19 protein-coding genes are annotated in these 15,212 nt (G+C 66.9%); 8 read left to right on the top strand and 11 right to left on the bottom strand.

Annotation, left to right across the window (positions count from 1 at the left end; translation table 11 throughout):
• Positions 1–2 precede the first annotated feature (2 nt).
• Positions 3–452: a Panacea domain-containing protein gene (locus AC1IQ6_RS11845; protein ID WP_146747993.1), complete on the top strand. Its 450-nt coding sequence runs from the start codon at positions 3–5 to the stop codon at positions 450–452.
• A 3-nt stretch (positions 453–455) separates the two neighbouring features.
• Positions 456–803 carry a hypothetical protein gene (locus AC1IQ6_RS11850; RefSeq protein WP_111824892.1) on the top strand — a complete coding sequence of 116 codons (348 nt, stop codon included), beginning with the start codon at positions 456–458 and terminating at the stop codon, positions 801–803.
• A gap of 28 nt (positions 804–831) precedes the next feature.
• Here the strand turns inward: AC1IQ6_RS11850 and AC1IQ6_RS11855 are convergent, their stop codons facing one another.
• From AC1IQ6_RS11855 to AC1IQ6_RS11865, 3 genes are all read right to left on the bottom strand, one after another.
• Positions 832–1,083, bottom strand: a complete 252-nt coding sequence (locus tag AC1IQ6_RS11855) for a hypothetical protein (RefSeq protein ID WP_440130621.1) — start codon at positions 1,081–1,083, stop codon at positions 832–834.
• 376 nt (positions 1,084–1,459) lie between these two features.
• Positions 1,460–2,056, bottom strand: a complete 597-nt coding sequence (locus tag AC1IQ6_RS11860; RefSeq protein ID WP_485866379.1) for an OmpA family protein — start codon at positions 2,054–2,056, stop codon at positions 1,460–1,462.
• A gap of 2 nt (positions 2,057–2,058) precedes the next feature.
• Positions 2,059–2,601 carry a hypothetical protein gene (locus AC1IQ6_RS11865; RefSeq protein WP_246842356.1) on the bottom strand — a complete coding sequence of 181 codons (543 nt, stop codon included), beginning with the start codon at positions 2,599–2,601 and terminating at the stop codon, positions 2,059–2,061.
• Positions 2,602–2,777: 176 nt separating this feature from the next.
• Between AC1IQ6_RS11865 and AC1IQ6_RS11870 the strand changes: the two genes are divergently transcribed.
• A complete protein-coding gene (locus AC1IQ6_RS11870; protein WP_102771967.1) occupies positions 2,778–3,029 on the top strand; it encodes a hypothetical protein in 252 nt (83 codons plus the stop codon).
• Between the two features lie 7 nt (positions 3,030–3,036).
• On the opposite strand, the gene AC1IQ6_RS11875 is transcribed toward AC1IQ6_RS11870, so the two are convergent.
• Together AC1IQ6_RS11875 and AC1IQ6_RS11880 are read right to left on the bottom strand one after the other, a co-directional pair.
• Positions 3,037–3,417 (bottom strand): DCC1-like thiol-disulfide oxidoreductase family protein, encoded by a 381-nt coding sequence (locus tag AC1IQ6_RS11875; RefSeq protein WP_102771966.1) that lies wholly within the window; start codon positions 3,415–3,417, stop codon positions 3,037–3,039.
• A gap of 114 nt (positions 3,418–3,531) precedes the next feature.
• A complete protein-coding gene (locus AC1IQ6_RS11880; RefSeq protein ID WP_485866380.1) occupies positions 3,532–4,131 on the bottom strand; it encodes a DUF2239 family protein in 600 nt (199 codons plus the stop codon).
• Between the two features lie 162 nt (positions 4,132–4,293).
• Here AC1IQ6_RS11880 and guaB point away from each other — a divergent pair, with 162 nt between their 5' ends.
• Together guaB and guaA are read left to right on the top strand one after the other, a co-directional pair.
• Entirely contained in the window at positions 4,294–5,754 is a 1,461-nt protein-coding gene (gene guaB / locus AC1IQ6_RS11885; protein WP_102771964.1) for an IMP dehydrogenase, read from the top strand.
• Between the two features lie 116 nt (positions 5,755–5,870).
• Positions 5,871–7,463: a glutamine-hydrolyzing GMP synthase gene (gene guaA / locus AC1IQ6_RS11890; protein ID WP_102771963.1), complete on the top strand. Its 1,593-nt coding sequence runs from the start codon at positions 5,871–5,873 to the stop codon at positions 7,461–7,463.
• 90 nt (positions 7,464–7,553) lie between these two features.
• Here the strand turns inward: guaA and AC1IQ6_RS11895 are convergent, their stop codons facing one another.
• A complete protein-coding gene (locus AC1IQ6_RS11895; RefSeq protein WP_102775917.1) occupies positions 7,554–7,904 on the bottom strand; it encodes a nucleotide pyrophosphohydrolase in 351 nt (116 codons plus the stop codon).
• A 168-nt stretch (positions 7,905–8,072) separates the two neighbouring features.
• Positions 8,073–8,972 (bottom strand): LysR family transcriptional regulator, encoded by a 900-nt coding sequence (locus AC1IQ6_RS11900; RefSeq protein ID WP_485866381.1) that lies wholly within the window; start codon positions 8,970–8,972, stop codon positions 8,073–8,075.
• 102 nt (positions 8,973–9,074) lie between these two features.
• Here AC1IQ6_RS11900 and AC1IQ6_RS11905 point away from each other — a divergent pair, with 102 nt between their 5' ends.
• Entirely contained in the window at positions 9,075–10,046 is a 972-nt protein-coding gene (locus AC1IQ6_RS11905) for a Bug family tripartite tricarboxylate transporter substrate binding protein (RefSeq protein WP_485866382.1), read from the top strand.
• Between the two features lie 7 nt (positions 10,047–10,053).
• Positions 10,054–11,247 (top strand): alpha-hydroxy acid oxidase, encoded by a 1,194-nt coding sequence (locus tag AC1IQ6_RS11910; protein ID WP_485866383.1) that lies wholly within the window; start codon positions 10,054–10,056, stop codon positions 11,245–11,247.
• On the opposite strand, the gene AC1IQ6_RS11915 is transcribed toward AC1IQ6_RS11910, so the two are convergent.
• Positions 11,201–12,007 (bottom strand): hypothetical protein, encoded by an 807-nt coding sequence (locus tag AC1IQ6_RS11915; RefSeq protein ID WP_485866384.1) that lies wholly within the window; start codon positions 12,005–12,007, stop codon positions 11,201–11,203. The genes AC1IQ6_RS11910 and AC1IQ6_RS11915 overlap by 47 nt on opposite strands.
• A 184-nt stretch (positions 12,008–12,191) precedes the next feature.
• On the opposite strand from AC1IQ6_RS11915, the gene AC1IQ6_RS11920 reads away from it, so the two are divergent.
• On the top strand, positions 12,192–13,463 hold the full coding sequence (locus AC1IQ6_RS11920) for a hypothetical protein (protein ID WP_485866385.1): 1,272 nt from the start codon (positions 12,192–12,194) through the stop codon (positions 13,461–13,463).
• Here AC1IQ6_RS11920 and AC1IQ6_RS11925 read toward each other — a convergent pair whose 3' ends face one another.
• From AC1IQ6_RS11925 to AC1IQ6_RS11935, 3 genes are read right to left on the bottom strand one after another with little or no spacing between them, the layout of a single operon-like run.
• Positions 13,464–14,027, bottom strand: coding sequence for a hypothetical protein (locus tag AC1IQ6_RS11925; protein ID WP_485866386.1), 564 nt, complete (start codon positions 14,025–14,027; stop codon positions 13,464–13,466). It abuts the gene before it with no gap.
• Positions 14,024–14,605 (bottom strand): hypothetical protein, encoded by a 582-nt coding sequence (locus AC1IQ6_RS11930; RefSeq protein ID WP_111824902.1) that lies wholly within the window; start codon positions 14,603–14,605, stop codon positions 14,024–14,026. The genes AC1IQ6_RS11925 and AC1IQ6_RS11930 overlap by 4 nt, the downstream gene beginning before the upstream one ends.
• Positions 14,602–15,180 (bottom strand): hypothetical protein, encoded by a 579-nt coding sequence (locus AC1IQ6_RS11935; protein ID WP_485866387.1) that lies wholly within the window; start codon positions 15,178–15,180, stop codon positions 14,602–14,604. The genes AC1IQ6_RS11930 and AC1IQ6_RS11935 overlap by 4 nt, the downstream gene beginning before the upstream one ends.
• Positions 15,181–15,212: the final 32 nt, after the last annotated feature.

The raw sequence follows: 15,212 nt of genomic DNA on the forward strand, positions 1-15,212 counted from the left end.
TCATGGGCGTAACGGCTTTGCAGGCAGCCAAGCACGCATGCGACACGTCCGATTGGACGCTTACGAATCTGCAGTTGCAAAAAATCCTTTATCTGGCTCACATGGTCTACGCCGGCCGCCATAAGCGGCCCATGATCGCCGATGAGAATTTCCAGGCATGGAATTACGGTCCGGTTTTGCCGTCCGTCTACCACCGTGCGTCAGCTTTTGGCGCCCGCCCAATCAGGAACATCTTTCGGTCGATACTTTGCCCGTCGGACCCGCTGGCGGTCGAATTGATCGACGAGGCCGTGGACAGGTTCGGCAACGAACCGGCATTCAAGCTCGTCAAGCTGACCCATGACGGCAAGAGCGCATGGAGCCGGCATTTCACCACCGGACACTGGGGCGTCGAGATTCCATTTTCATCGGTGCTGGATGAGTATGCTCAACGTTTCGGGCCCAAGGAATGAGCGGTGCCCAGCGGAGAATTCCAGCATCTTTCCGAAAGCGCCTCCGAGTCGGCCGGCATATTGCCAACCGAGGAAATCGCTGCCGCCACCGCGAACCTGGAGCGGAAACTCCAATATGAAAAGGAATCTCGGCGGGAAGAGCGCTTTATCCTTTCCGTCTTTATCGTTGCGCTGATTGACGCTTTTTTGTTCATGCAGATGAACACTTGGTCGGGGCCGATTGTGCTCGGCCTGGTAGAACTGGTCGCGTTCGCGGTATTCGCCAGGCGTTCAGGCGTAGACGAGGTTGTGCAGCTCCTGGACAAGCTTTTGGTTCCGTTTTGCCGGGACAAAAGCCGGAATAAAACTTAAGCCGCCTTGCCGCGCCCGCGGCCGCCGTTCAGGAATGGCTGCGGCCCTGTCGGCGGCAATGCAGATACCGTTCGATCTCGGCCTGTTCCACGGCCGGGTCCAGCAAGCGCCACCGGACCACATAGCCGCGGTGCGCGGGCGGCATCCAGCCCAATATGGAGTACATCGTGACCTCGGTTTCGCCTGTATTGAATTCGGTTTCGAAGAATCCCTGGCGTTGCGGTGGCTTGCTGCCACATATCCAGTTGGAACCCGGCATGACGGTCTCCTCCTGCAGCATGTGCGTTCCATGCTACGCGCCGCCCTGCGAAACCGCATGCGTTCTAGCCCCGATGCGGGCCGCGGTCCACCTGTGTTAGAAACACGGATGGGGCTGCCGAAAGGCGGCCCTCGATCTTTGCGAACCTTTGCAGTTCGATTCGGCCCGTGGCGGTAGCATTCGGTCATCAATCATCAGGAGTCCGCCATGGAAACCAAGCAACCGGCCCCGGAGCCGAACAAGCGCCGCTGGCCTTTCGGCTACGGCGAGGAAGAATGAATAGCGCGGCCTGACTAGCCGATGCGCGCGATCCGTTCGCCGGGGCGCGACAGCTAATAATGCGGGGACTTGCGGAATATTGACCCGCGCCGGAATGCCCCCGGCGCGGCAGGGATAATCACTTCGGCAGCACGAACTCCACGCGCCGGTTCTGGGCGCGTCCTTCGGGGTTGTCCGCGCCGTTGGCCAGTTTGTTCGGCTGCACCGGCCGGCTGTCGCCCAGGCCTTTGGTTTTCAAGCGCGAGGGGTCCACGCCGTGGCTGGCCAGCCATTTCGCCACCGCTTGGGCGCGCCGCAGCGACAATTCCTTGTTGTAGGCGGCCGATCCCTTGGAGTCGGTGTGTCCTTCGATCGCCACGGCGCCGGCCGGGCCGGACTCGATGAGGCCGGCGATGTCCTGCAGCGTCGGTTCGGCGGCCGGGCGGATGGCGGCCTTGTCGAAGTCGAACAGCACGTCGCCCAGCATCGACACGGTCACGGCATTCTGGTCCTGCCGAACCGATATGCCCGAATGGCGGGCGGCCAGCCCATCGATCCGCGCGGTCAGGTCGGATACGCCGCCGCCGGTGTCGGAAGGAAAACCCTTCAGGTCCAGGATAGTGGCCTTGAGATCGAGAATCTCGGCCTTGTAGGGCGGCTCTTGCGCAAAAGAGCCGCAGGCCGCGGTCAGCAGCACCGCCGCCAGCAGGGATGACGCGCCCAGGTGGCCCGTCATGGCTATCGATCGGTGATCTTGATGGCGTCGAAGGTCTCGACGCCCGGGATCGTCAGGGATACTTCGGTGATCTCTTTGGGCGGCGCGGGGAATTTCCCATGCCAGGAACCGGCGATCGGCGTGTCCTTGGCGGTGCGCAGCATCAGCTTGGGATTGGTCAGGGGCTTGTCGTTGCTGTCTTTCAGCAGCAGGTATTTCTTGTTGCCCGCGACCACGTAGAAGCTGTTCTCGTAGTCGTTTTGCGAGATCGTCGAATAAATCATCTCGGTCTTGCCCGGTACGATAGGCTTGAACCGCATCTTGATGGACAGGATGTCGCCGCTGCGCACGGCCTCGATCACCTGGCCTTCGGCCACGCCAGAGTCGATCATTCCGGTCGCGAGCGGCGCGGCGGCGTCGGCCTGGGCGTAAGCGGTCTGTCCGATGGCAGCCAGTGTCATATAGGCGCCCAGCGCGCAGGCAGCGGCGGTTTTTCCGATTGAAGTCACGATAAGCATCCTTTCTTGTTCAAGATTCGGGTCGATGTATCGGAGCAGGGAACTCATGCTTTGGGCGTAATCCGGCGCCCGACCAACGATAGTCCGACTTTCGGGGACTTATTGCCGTTCGATATTCTTCCAAGACGTTACGGAATCTGGCCGGGGCCGAGGTGAGAATTGCTGAACTTTGGCCGATTACGCTTTCGTAACATCCCCGTAAAGCACAAGGAAGGGGATGAGCCATGGCGACTTGCGAACAATGCGAGGCTATCGCTGCGAACCGGCGCGACGCGCCCGGACACGAAAACCTGATCAGCCTCGGTGACGTGCGCTCGCTCGACGAACACCGGCGCGACGTCAGCCACGAAGCCTTTACCTGCGCCATCTGCGGCGCCGAATGGAATTACCGGCGCGACAAGCGCGACCCGGCCAGCGGCTGGAGCCGGGGCGAGGCCGCGCCGCTGGCGCCGGACGACGCCGCGCGGGCGGCCTGAAAGGCAGTCAGACCTGCATCTTCTTCTTGCCCAGCAGGGTCAGCGCCAAGCTGCGGCCGGTGCGCATGAACGGATACAGGGCGGTGGACAGGCAGGGATTGCGGAAGACGGCGGCGTTGATGCTGTTGAACAAATCGTTGCCGGTGCTGAGCAGCGCCAGCCGGTTGATGCAGTCCGCGCCGAAATAGTCCTGTCCGTCCAGGTGCAGCAGCATGCCCTGGTTCAGGTCGTATCCCTGCGCCTTGTATGCGACCGCCAGGTCGGAATGGTCGCGCATGTTCAGCAGATCGACCGGGCCGACCGCCTTTTGCAGCCGCAGCATCTGCACGTAGTTCGAGCAGAACGGGCAATCTCCGTCGTAGAGCAGAAAGTTCTTCGCGATGGCCATGATGCACCGTAAGGGGAAGGGCGCGGGCGCGAAAAGCGCGCCCGCCAGTTCCGATTAAAACGCATATCCGCCGCCTCGGCCCAGGCCGGTCTACCGCAGGCGCGGCCGGGGCGATCAGCCCGCGGCGGCTTGGTCGGCCGCGGGCCAGGCCAGCTTCATGGCGTAGTCGCGCACGTCTTGCGGCCAGTCGGCGACGAGCCGCGCGTAGCGTTCGCGGTCGTCGGCATAAAGCGCGCGGGTCGCCTCCTCGAAGCCCGGCAGGTTGCCGGCCATGCTGGACATGAAGTGATACGCGGCCTCCTGGCATGCGCGGCGGCGCTCCTGCGCCTCGTTGCCGCGGCGCGCCTGTTCCACCAGCTTGCGCAAGGCCACGGACGCGCCGCCGGGCTGCGCGGCCAGCCAGTCCCAATGGCGCGGCAGCAGCGTGACTTCGCGCGCCACCACGCCCAGCCTGGGCCGGCCGCGTCCGCGCGGCGCCGGTTCGGCCGGGCTGGCGGAATCGGTTTCGGCGGGGGCGCGGTGGCGTTCGGCGACGCTGGCGTCGTCGCCGCTCAGATCCAGGTCCACCTGTCGGCCGGACCGGTCCTCGTAGACCAGGATGGCGGCGCCGCCGGCGGCCATCGCGCGTTTTACGGCCAGGGCCACGTCGGCCAGCGCGCCGGCGGCAAGGAGGCGATAGCCCGAGAATGCGGTGTGTGCAGACAAAGTAGTCATTGTTTCGTCCGGGTAAAATTGATGGTCGGATTATGATCCGGGTAAAAATGAAAGTCAATTGATCCGGGTAAAAACACTGAAATAATCTTTGCGGACCTAGGGTGAATACCTAGGCAAAACACCTGGACGGCGTATAATCTTGCTTTGCGCCCGGAGTTACCCATGCGTCTCGTTCAAAAAGCGCTCACCTTCGACGATGTGTTGCTGGTGCCTGCGTATTCCGAGGTGTTGCCGCGCGACACCTCCCTGGCCACGCGCCTGACCCGCAACATCAATCTCAATATCCCCCTCGTGTCCGCCGCCATGGACACCGTCACCGAATCGCGTCTGGCCATCGCCATGGCGCAAGAGGGCGGAATCGGGATCATCCACAAGAATCTGTCCGCCGACGCCCAGGCCCGTGAAGTGGCCCGCGTCAAGCGCCACGAATTCGGCATCGTGATCGATCCGGTCACCGTCACCCCCCAGATGAAAGTGCGCGACGCGATTGCGTTGCAGCGCCAGCACGGCATCTCGGGCCTGCCGGTGGTCGAGGGACGCAAGCTGGTCGGCATCGTCACCAACCGCGACCTGCGCTTCGAAGAGAACCTGGACCAGCCCCTGCGCAACATCATGACGCCGCAGGAACGCCTGGTCACCATGAAGGAAGGCGCCACGCTGGAAGAGGCCCAGGCCCTGATGCACAAGCATCGCCTGGAGCGCGTGCTGATCGTCAACGACGGCTTCGAGTTGCGCGGTCTTGCCACGGTCAAGGACATCGTCAAGAACACCGAACACCCGATGGCCAGCAAGGACGCCCAGGGCCAGCTGCGCGTGGGCGCGGCGGTGGGCGTGGGCGCCGGCACCGAAGAGCGCGTTGAGAAGCTGGTCGCCGCCGGCGTCGACGTCCTGATCGTCGACACCGCCCACGGCCACTCCAAGGGCGTGCTCGAAGGCGTGCGCTGGGTCAAGCAGAACTATCCCAAGGTCGAAGTCATCGGCGGCAACATCGCCACCGCCGCCGCTGCGCGCGCGCTGGTCGAGTACGGCGCCGACGGCGTCAAGGTCGGCATCGGCCCCGGCTCGATCTGCACCACCCGCATCGTCGCCGGCGTGGGCGTGCCGCAGATCCATGCCATCTCCGAAGTCGCCAAGGCGCTGGAAGGCACGGGCGTGCCGCTGATCGCCGACGGCGGCATCCGCTACTCGGGCGACGTCGCCAAGGCCCTGGCCGCCGGCGCGTTCTCCTGCATGATGGGCGGCATGTTCGCCGGCACCGAAGAGTCGCCGGGCGAAGTCGTGCTGTTCCAGGGCCGCTCGTACAAGTCGTACCGCGGCATGGGCAGCCTGGGCGCCATGACCGACGGCTCGGCCGACCGGTACTTCCAGGACCCCGCCAACAACGCGGACAAGCTGGTTCCCGAAGGCATCGAAGGCCGTGTTCCCTACAAGGGCAGCGTGCTGGCCATCATTTACCAGCTGGTCGGCGGCATCCGCGCCTCGATGGGCTATTGCGGCGCCGCCACCATCGACGACATGCGCACCAAGGCCGAATTCGTGGAAATCACCTCCGCCGGCGTGCGCGAGTCGCACGTGCACGACGTACAGATCACCAAGGAAGCGCCCAACTACCGCGCCGACTGATCCGTACAGTCAACTACAATGTCATGCATCACGCACCGGCAGAACCGCAATGAACCCGCGGTTCTGCCGGTGCGGTTTTATTTACTGCGGTTCCATTCATTACCGGTAGAGTCTCCATGCACCAGCGCATCCTCATTCTCGACTACGGTTCGCAAGTCACCCAACTGATCGCCCGCCGCGTGCGCGAGGCCGGCGTGTATTCCGAAGTGCATCCGGGCGACGTCGACGACGCCTTCGTGCGCGAACAGATGGCGCAAGGCCTCAAGGGCATCATCCTGTCCGGCAGCCACGCCTCGGCCTACGAAGAAGGCTCCATGCGCGTGCCGCACGCCGTGTTCGAACTGGGCGTGCCGGTGCTGGGCATCTGCTACGGCATGCAGTCCATGGCCCAGCAGCTGGGCGGCGTGGTCAGCTTCTCCGACCACCGCGAATTCGGCTACGCCGAAGTCCGCGCCCACGGCCACACCAAGCTGCTGGAAGGCCTGGAAGACTTCACCACGCCCGAAGGCCACGGCATGTTGAAGGTCTGGATGAGCCACGGCGACAAGGTCACCGAACTGCCGCCGGGCTTCAAGCTCATGGCTTCCACGCCGTCCTGCCCGATCGCCGGCATGGCCGACGAAGACCGCAAGTTCTACGCCGTGCAGTTCCACCCCGAAGTCACGCATACCGTGCAGGGCAAGGCCATGCTGGCCCGCTTCGTCAACGAGATCTGCGGCTGCGAAGGCGACTGGAACATGCCCGACTACGTGGCCGAAGCCGTCGCGCGCATCCGCGAACAGGTCGGCGACGACGAAGTCATCCTCGGCCTGTCCGGCGGCGTGGACTCCTCCGTCGCGGCCGCGCTGATCCACAAGGCCATCGGCGACCAGCTCACCTGCGTCTTCGTCGACCACGGCCTGCTGCGCCTGGACGAAGGCAAGCAGGTCATGCAGACCTTCGCCGAGAACATGGGCGTCAACATCATCCACATCGACGCGACCGCCCAGTTCATGGGCAAGCTCGCCGGCGTGGCCGACCCCGAAGCCAAGCGCAAGATCATCGGCCGCGAATTCGTCGAAGTGTTCCAGGAACAGGCCGGCAAGCAGAAAAGCGCCAAGTGGCTGGCCCAGGGCACCATCTACCCCGACGTGATCGAATCGGCCGGCGCCAAGACCGGCAAGGCCACCTCCATCAAGTCGCACCACAACGTCGGCGGCCTGCCGGACACGCTCAACCTGCAGCTGCTGGAACCCCTGCGCGAACTGTTCAAGGACGAAGTCCGCGAACTCGGCGTGGCGCTCGGCCTGCCGCCGCAAATGGTCTATCGCCACCCGTTCCCCGGTCCCGGCCTGGGCGTGCGCATCCTGGGCGAAGTCAAGCACGAATACGCCGAGCTGCTGCGCCGCGCCGACGCCATCTTCATCGAAGAACTGCGCAACACCAAGGACGAGGCCAGCGGCCTGACCTGGTACGAACTGACCTCGCAGGCGTTTGCCGTGTTCCTGCCGGTCAAGTCCGTGGGCGTGATGGGCGACGGCCGCACCTACGAATACGTCGTCGCGCTGCGCGCGGTGCAGACGTTCGACTTCATGACCGCCGACTGGGCGCCGCTGCCGCATCCGCTACTGGCGCGTGTGTCGTCGCGGATCATCAATGAAGTGCGCGGGATCAATCGGGTGGTGTACGACGTGTCGAGCAAGCCGCCTGCGACGATTGAGTGGGAATGATCCTGCCCTCAATGTAGGAAGGCAAGAGAAAAGGCGCTTCGGCGCCTTTTCTCATTTGCGCCGTCTGTCACGCGCACCCGTTCCCGCAGCTCATATCTGATCGTATTTCCTGCTGCTGCCTTTGGCGCGGCTGACCGGATACTTCTGCGCGTTGATGCGGATTTTGGCCTGCGCGGCTTTCACGGGGTCGATGCCCAGCACGTTGCTCAGCTGGACGAGATAAAGCAGCACATCGGCGATTTCGTAGCCGACGGCTTCCCGCTTCTCGGGAGAGAGCGCCCGGCTTTGTTCTTCGGTCATCCACTGGAAATGTTCCAGTAGTTCTCCCGCTTCGACGATCAGGGCGGAAGCCAGATTCTTGGGCGAATGGAACTGCTCCCAGTCGCGTTCGTTTGCGAATTCGCGTTGCTGCTGGCTGAGGTGTTGGAGCGTATCGGTCATGGATTTTCAGCGCGGGCGGCTGTCGGGCGATGTGTAGCGGTCGCAGCAAGAATAGTTGGTTTACAACTTACTTCGGGTATTCGCCATGTCTGCGCGATCACATACGCTGCTCACCGCCATTCAACTGGGGTCGATCCTCCAGGCCGCGCGGGCGCTGGGCGACCAGGGCTAAGCGGTCTGCCTGCGGATTTCCTCCAGGAACCGCAGGGCCGGCGCGGGGAGTATGCCTTCGCGCCGGTGATACGCCGCGAACCGGCGTTCGTGATCCAGGCCTTCGACGTGCAGTTCGCGGATCAGGCCGGCCTTCAGTTCCGCCGCGTACATGGGGCGGGTGAGCCAGCTGACGAAGCCGGAGTGCGCGACCAGGCTTTTGAGCAGCGGAATCGAGGGGCTGGATACCGCGATGGGCGGCGCGGCGAGGCCTTTTTTCCTGAAGAGCGAGACCAGGCGGTTGCGGGGTTCGGTGTGTTCGGGAACGAAGCACCAGCGTTCGGCAAGCAGGGCCTGCATGGCGACGGGCGGCTCGGCGCGCAAAGGGTGGCCGGCGCCGACGATCACGTTCATGGTCTCGTGCCAGGCGCAGTCCCTGGCGGCGGCGATGCGGGCGGTCTGGGGCGCCTCCGGGGCGATCACGAGATCGACGCGGTAGTTCTCCAGGCTCGTGGCCAGTTCGTCCCAGATGCCTTCGACCACGTCGACGGCGATGCCGGGCCATTTTTCCAGGAAGGCGCCCAGCGCCCTGGGGATGAACAGCGCGGAGGCGCCGGCGGTGACGCCCAGGCGCAGGGCGCCCACGGCCAGGCCGCGCATGCGGTTGATTTCGTCGCGCGCGATTTTTTCCTCGCGGCAAAGCAGTTGCGCATGCGGGGCCAGGGCCTTGCCGTAGGCGGTCAGGCGCATGCCGCCGGTGTGGCGTTCGAACAGGGCCTCGCCGACCGATTCTTCCAGCCGCTTCACGATCCTACTGAGCGCGGGCTGGGTAAGGGCGAGTCTTTCGGCGGCCTTGCCTAGGGAGCCGTGTTCGATGACGGCGAGGAACGCGCGCAGTTCGTGCAGGTTGTAGGCCATACCGGAATGTAATGACTTCAGCTGGAAATAACAATTCTCAGGAATGTCGCCGGGGCTCACACTCTCGCCATCGAATTGCCACGACTCCGGGAGAGAAGCGACATGCGCAAGCGCCTATTCTTGAAAACCCTGCTGGCCCTGGCGTCCAGCGGCGGCGCCGCCGCCTGTCTGGCGCAGGGCGGCGACAGGTCGGTGGAATGGGTGCATCCCTTTCCGGTGGGCGGCGGTTCGGACGTGATTGCGCGCAAGCTCGCCGAGAGTATGAGCGCGCAGATGGGCCGCGGCTTTTTCGTCAGCAACAGGCCAGGCGGGGCCACCAATATCGCGGCCGCGTATGTGGCCAATGCCAAGGCGCAGGGCAATATGGTTTTTACGGGCGATTTCACGACGCTGGCGGCCAATCCGCACCTGTTCGCCAGCCTGCCTTATGACAGCGCGAAGGATTTCGCGCCGGCGGGGCTGTATGCGCGCTATCCGATATTGCTGGTGGTATCGAGCGAGGTGCCCGCGAACAATCTGGCCGAGTTCCTGCGCTGGGCCGAGAGCCATCCCGACAGCGCCAATTTCGCGAGCTCGGGTGTGGGGTCGGCCCAGCATCTGGCGGCCGAGCTTTTTCGCGAGCGCACCGGGCTGAAGATGACGCACGTGGCCTATCGCGGCGGTGCGCCGGCGGTGACCGATCTGATGGCGGGCGCGGTGTCGTTCGCGCTGATGGACGCCTCCACCGTGGTGCCGCAGATGAAGTCGGGGCGGCTCAAGGTGTTGGGCGTGGCCAGCCCGCGGCGCATGCAGAATTTTCCCGACATTCCGACGCTGGACGAGCAAGGGCTGGCGGGCTTCGAGGCCTTTGCCTGGCAGGGGATGTTGGTGCCCGCGGGCACCTCTGGCGCCACGGTCGAGGCGCTGAACCGCGCGCTGGGCGCGGCGCTGGCGTCGCAGCCGGTGAAGAATTTTTTCGCCAGCATCGCGGTCGAGCCCTGGTTCAGTTCGCCTGGCGAGATGGCGAGCTTCGTGGCGCGGGAGAACGAGCGCTGGGGCAAGATCATCCGCGAGCGCGGCATTACGCTGCAGTAGGTGCCGAGTGCTGATCACGATAGACGATTACCGGCGCGCGGCCCGCAGATCGCTGCCCAGGTTCGTGTACGAGTTCATCGATGGCGGCGCGGAATACGAAACCTGCCTGCGCGCCAACCGGGCCGACTTCGAGCGGATCAGGCTGACGCCGCGCGTGCTGCGGGACGTCGCCCAGGTCGATACTTCGGTGGAGGTGTTCGGCTCGTCCTGGCGCGCGCCGTTCGCGCTGGCCCCGACGGGCCTGAACGGCATCGTGCGCCCGGGGGGCGACGCGATGCTGGCGGCCGCCGCCGCGGACAGCGGCGTGCCGTTCGTGTTGTCGACCGCGTCGAACCAGCGCGCCGAAGAAGTGCGGGCGCAGGCCCGCGGCGGCGAGCAATGGCTGCAGTTGTATGTGATGCGGGACCGCGGGTTGGCCGAGCAGTTGCTGCGGCGCGCGCGCGGCGCCGGTTATCGCGTGCTGGTGCTGACGGCGGACGTGCCGGTCGGCGGCCACCGCTGGCGCGATGCGCGCAACGGTTTCAAGATCCCGTTCCGGATAACGCCCAGGCTGGCATGGGATGTGGCGCGGCGCCCAGGCTGGGCGTTGCGGATGCTCAAGGGCGGCGCGCCGCGGTTCGTGAACCTGGCCGAGCATCCCGCAGACGCCTTGCCGGCCGAGGTCCAGGCTTCGCTGCTGGCCAGAAGCATGGACCGGTCGCTGGTATGGGAGAGCCTGCGTTGGCTGCGCGGGCTCTGGGACGGGCCGCTGGTGCTCAAGGGCGTGCTGCATGCGGAGGACGCCGCCCTGGCGGTCCGGCATGGCGTGGACGGTGTCATCGTGTCCAATCACGGGGGCCGGCAGTTGGACGCGGCGCCCTCCGCGATTGCCGCCTTGCCCGCGATCGCGGAGCGCGTCGGCGGCCGCATTCCGGTGTTCCTGGACAGCGGCGTGCGCAGCGGGGCCGACATCGTGCGTGCCCAGGTCCTGGGCGCGCACGCCGTGTTCGTGGGCAGGCCGGCGCTCTATGGACTGGCTTGCGGCGGGCGCGAAGGCGTGCAGGACGTCCTACGCCTGCTTGCACAGGACTATGAGCGGAATCTGGTGCTGCTGGGACTGGACTCGGCCGGCAACGTCGGCAAGGCACAGGTGGCCCGGGCCGACCGGGATGGCGTCAGCGCGCCATCGCCAGCCGCCGCCGGATCACCAACGCCAGCGTGAACGTCATCGAAGCCGCCAGCGCCCAGGCCAGCGCCGCGTTCGGCGTCCAGTGCGGGGCGGCGAGCGCGAGCGCCGCGCAGAAGGCGGCCAGGCTGACGGTGCCGAGCAGCGCGGAGTAGAGCGTGGCGATCAGGCTGGCGGTGCCGAGTTTCTGGTGCAGGGTGATGGCGACCACGCTGTAGCCGATGGGAAACGCCAGCAGCAGGCCGGCGCCGGTGGCGCCCAGCCATTGGCTGGCGGTGGTGACGGCGGCCACCAGCGTGCCGGCCAGCAGGCCGCGCAGGGCGAGCAGGCCGAAGCCGGCCTTGCCTTTGGCGGGGCCGCGCGGCAGCAGGAAGCGGCGGCCGATGCGCAGGCATAGCGCGGTGACCGCGATGAAAAGCAGGGCGCCGGCCACGGGTTGCGCGGGGAGCTGGCGCAGCGCCAGCGCGGCCAGCAGCCAGGCGCCGACGGCGCAGCCCAGGCTGGTCCAGGGCGGCGTCCTGGCGGCGACGGCGATGTAGCACAGCAGAAAGCATTGCGTGGCGCACAGCGACAGCAGCGCGTAGGCGGCGGTCTGCGCGACGAAGGCGGCGGGGGCTTGCGCGGCCAGGAAGTAGAAGCCGGGCCCGAGGATGATGGGCAGGCCGGCCAGGGCGCCGCCGATGAGCGGGCCGAAGGCGCCCACGGCCCATGAAACCGCCATGACGACGAAGGCCGTGGCCAGCATTCTTACGGCGAGCGCGTCCAGGGGGACGGTGGAGAGCAGGGTGTCCAGCATGGCGATCCGGTGTCCGGGGTTGGTGGATCGTACATTATCTGGAACATCCGTTCCAGTATTGCCGGCCGGGGCGGGGCCGCGGCGCTGACACGCTGTGCGCAATCGTGGCAAGCGGTAACAAGTCGCCCGCCGGCGCAGTCTTATGATCGACCGCTACTGATCCGCGCGACGACAGGGTGGCGAAATGCTCGAGGCGGTGCTTGCGCCGTGGGCGCTTACCGGCAGGCTGTGGCTGCGGTTCTGGCCGCAATTGATGGCCCTGGTGCTGGCCGGCTCGCTGGCCCACGATGTGCTGCTGTGGGCGGCGGTGCATACCGGTTTCGCCCACCATCTGTCCGGCCTGGCGGTGCTGACGCTGGTGGCGCTGGCGCAGCTGGTGACGACGGTGGCCATGTTCCTGGTGCTGCTTCCGGGCCTGCCGGCCTTGCGCGGCGCGCAGGAAGCGGCGCGCGCCGGCGCGGCGGCGGATGGCGGCGGGCAGGGGCGGCTGGGGCAGGTGCTGACCGTGGCCTTGCTGCCGTTTTTCGCGTATTACGCGGCCTGGGGATTCCTGGGCGATACGGTGCGGCAGTATTCGCGGCTGGCCTTGGGCCTGGACCCGTTGGGCGAGCACGGGCAGGTGCTGGACGCGCTGGATTCGCGCTGGCTGCTGGTGTCGGTGGCGATCTCGTGGCTGGTGCGCAAGGCGGCGGTGGCGGCGCGCGACCGCACGGGGCGCAGCGGCTGGCAGTGGCTGGTGGTGCTGTGCGAGACCAACTGGATTCTTATCGGCCTGTACGTGATCAGCCGCTGGAAGGACCAGGCCTGGCAATGGCTGATCGACAAGCGCGGGCTGGACGCGCTGCTGCAGTCTTTTCTGAACGCGCTGACGCCGCTGTCGGACGCTTGGGCCGCGGGCATGACGCCGGTGGAGGCGCAGGGCCCGACCCTGGGGGCGGCGCTGGCGCGCCTGTTCTTCTATGCGCTGCTGCCGGTCGTGTGGCTGGTGATGGCGGCCCTGGTCTATGGCTACGACGTGCGCGAGGACGCGGAGTTGCGGCGCTATGACCGTCTGCAGCGCCTGGGCGAGCGCTACCGTTCGATGCCGCGTTTCCTGCGGGATTTCGTCGAGCATTTCGTGGCGGGCTATCGCAAGCGCTATCTGCCGCTGGCCAATGGCGTGCGGCTGGCCTTCCATAGCGGCACGCTGCTGCTGGTGACGCTGATCATGGGGTATCGGCTGATCGACTGGGGCGCGGCGTGGCTGTGGTATGGCGCGGCGCGCCTGATCGGGCCGCATGACCTGGACACCTGGCAGGTGCTGGCGCAGGCGGTGTCGCTGTTGTTCGGCAGCCCGTTCCGGGATTCGTCCACCGGCCTGCTGATCGAGCCTTTGCGCATCTGCTTTCTGGCGGCCGTGCTGGAGAGCGCGTTCGCGCCATGGCAGTCGCGCCGCGCGGCGGCCGCGGCCGCCTGATCAGCCGGGCGCGGGCGGCGTGAAGCGCAGGTAGGCCGGCCGGTCGCTGTCCATGGAGACGGACAGCGACCAGGGCGGCTCGGCGTCGGCCGGCACCATGAAGGCTTCGATGATGACGACGCGCGAGCCGGGCGCGATGCCGCGATGCGCGGCGGCCACGCAGCCGCGCGCCGCGGCCGGCGGCACGCGCAGCGCCGGCTCGATGGCGGGCAGCCAGGTGCGTCCGCGCGCGTCGTGCAGCGCGATGCGGCAGCCGCGCCAGCGCGTGGGCAGGTCGGAGGCTTCCACGTGCACCGAGAAGGCGGCCAGCGCCGCGCGCGAGCCGGGCAGCCAGCCTTTGTTGGCCGGCGGCTCCATGACGCCGAATTCCTGCAGGCTCCAACGGGCGCCGCCCAGCGGCGCCGTGGCGCCTGCCGCCACGTCGTGCGGCCGCAGTTCGCGTCCCTGAAGCCAACGCGCCGCGTTTTCGCGTCCGCCCCAGAAGAGCGTCAGCAGCAGCAACGGAGGCAGGAGCCAGAGGCTGCGCCGGCGCCAGCGGCGCTCGGCGGGCTGGGCGTCGTTCAAGGGGGGCTCTCCTGGTCCAGATCGTATCGGGCGATGGCTTGGGGCCGGCCATCGGCGTCGACGGGTACGTCGTCCAGCGCGATGCGCGCCTGCGAATCCAGGCGCGGCCCGTAGCGCGAGGACAGCAGCAGGGCGGCGCCGCGCGCCTGGTCGGGACGGATTTCGAACACCAGCCGCACGCTGCGCGGCAGGCCCGGGTCCAGCGCGTAGGGCGGCACGCCGCGCGCAAGCGACAGGCGGTCGGTGTGGCGGTAGGCCAGGCCGTCGGGCCCGAGCCACGCGGCTTCGGCCATGGTGGCCGAGGTGTCGGCGGCGGCCAGGCGCAGCCACACGATGGCCCACACCCCGCCGGTGTCGCGGACCTGCTCCGCGCCCAGGCGCCGATAGGCCAGTTGCCGCGCAAACTGCACGCGCTCGACCGTGGCCTGGAACAGGCGGGTGTCGACCGCCACGCCCATGACGCCGCGTTCGACGATGGGACCGGTCAGGTCCATGTAGCGCGGCGTGCTGCGCTGCATGCCGTACAACGCCAGCGCCGAGGCGAGAATCAGCAGCAGCGAGCCCAGGCGCGCGCTCATTGCACCGCCTTCGCGCCGTCTTGCGCCACGGGCAGCTCGACCCGGCCCACGACGGCGGGATTGAACCAGCCGGGCGCGCCGTACAGGTTGTCGATGGGCTTGTAGGTCTTGCTCGCCACCGCGAAGGCGGCCTGCGCGGGCGCGGCGGCGGAGGGCGGCAGCGTCCAGATGAAGGCGACGCGTTCGGGCAGGCCGGGCTGCAGGTAGGGCATTTGCAGCGAGTCGCGCAGGCCCACCACATACGGCTTGCCGGCGGCCTCGTTCCAGCGGAACACGCCGAGATAGTCGGCGCTGGATTCCGCCGTGCGGTTGGTCAGTTCGGCTTCCAGCACCAGCGCCGTGGCGCCGGGCTTTACCGGCACGCCGTAGGCCTTGCCCGACGCGGTCCAGGCGCGTTGCGGCACCACCCGCCATTGGCCGGTCTGGATGGCCGTGCCGGCGGCGAACATCGGCTCGGCGCCGCGGCTGATCTTGCCGTACGCGCCATAGAGCGCCACGCTGGCCGCGGCCACGAGCGTGCCGATGCCGGCCAGCGCGGCTGCGATACGGGACTTGAGCGACTGCAATACGCGCATCGGAGCTCCAGGGCGGCGCGAGTCGAGTCACC

It is taken from the genome of Achromobacter sp. MUI-25009338 (assembly GCF_057359325.1).

Excerpts from the sequence above, each read along its gene's own strand:
- AC1IQ6_RS11875 (WP_102771966.1), bottom strand. The coding sequence starts at position 3,417 with ATGGCCATCGCGAAGAACTTTCTGCTCTACGACGGAGATTGCCCGTTC.
- AC1IQ6_RS11880 (WP_485866380.1), bottom strand. The coding sequence starts at position 4,131 with ATGACTACTTTGTCTGCACACACCGCATTCTCGGGCTATCGCCTCCTT.
- AC1IQ6_RS11900 (WP_485866381.1), bottom strand. The coding sequence starts at position 8,972 with ATGGCCTACAACCTGCACGAACTGCGCGCGTTCCTCGCCGTCATCGAA.
- guaB (WP_102771964.1), top strand. The coding sequence starts at position 4,294 with ATGCGTCTCGTTCAAAAAGCGCTCACCTTCGACGATGTGTTGCTGGTG.
- AC1IQ6_RS11860 (WP_485866379.1), bottom strand. The coding sequence starts at position 2,056 with ATGACGGGCCACCTGGGCGCGTCATCCCTGCTGGCGGCGGTGCTGCTG.
- AC1IQ6_RS11865 (WP_246842356.1), bottom strand. The coding sequence starts at position 2,601 with ATGAGTTCCCTGCTCCGATACATCGACCCGAATCTTGAACAAGAAAGG.
- AC1IQ6_RS11870 (WP_102771967.1), top strand. The coding sequence starts at position 2,778 with ATGGCGACTTGCGAACAATGCGAGGCTATCGCTGCGAACCGGCGCGAC.
- AC1IQ6_RS11905 (WP_485866382.1), top strand. The coding sequence starts at position 9,075 with ATGCGCAAGCGCCTATTCTTGAAAACCCTGCTGGCCCTGGCGTCCAGC.
- AC1IQ6_RS11935 (WP_485866387.1), bottom strand. The coding sequence starts at position 15,180 with ATGCGCGTATTGCAGTCGCTCAAGTCCCGTATCGCAGCCGCGCTGGCC.
- AC1IQ6_RS11845 (WP_146747993.1), top strand. The coding sequence starts at position 3 with ATGGGCGTAACGGCTTTGCAGGCAGCCAAGCACGCATGCGACACGTCC.
- AC1IQ6_RS11855 (WP_440130621.1), bottom strand. The coding sequence starts at position 1,083 with ATGCTGCAGGAGGAGACCGTCATGCCGGGTTCCAACTGGATATGTGGC.
- AC1IQ6_RS11930 (WP_111824902.1), bottom strand. The coding sequence starts at position 14,605 with ATGAGCGCGCGCCTGGGCTCGCTGCTGCTGATTCTCGCCTCGGCGCTG.
- AC1IQ6_RS11920 (WP_485866385.1), top strand. The coding sequence starts at position 12,192 with ATGCTCGAGGCGGTGCTTGCGCCGTGGGCGCTTACCGGCAGGCTGTGG.
- AC1IQ6_RS11915 (WP_485866384.1), bottom strand. The coding sequence starts at position 12,007 with ATGCTGGACACCCTGCTCTCCACCGTCCCCCTGGACGCGCTCGCCGTA.
- AC1IQ6_RS11895 (WP_102775917.1), bottom strand. The coding sequence starts at position 7,904 with ATGACCGATACGCTCCAACACCTCAGCCAGCAGCAACGCGAATTCGCA.
- guaA (WP_102771963.1), top strand. The coding sequence starts at position 5,871 with ATGCACCAGCGCATCCTCATTCTCGACTACGGTTCGCAAGTCACCCAA.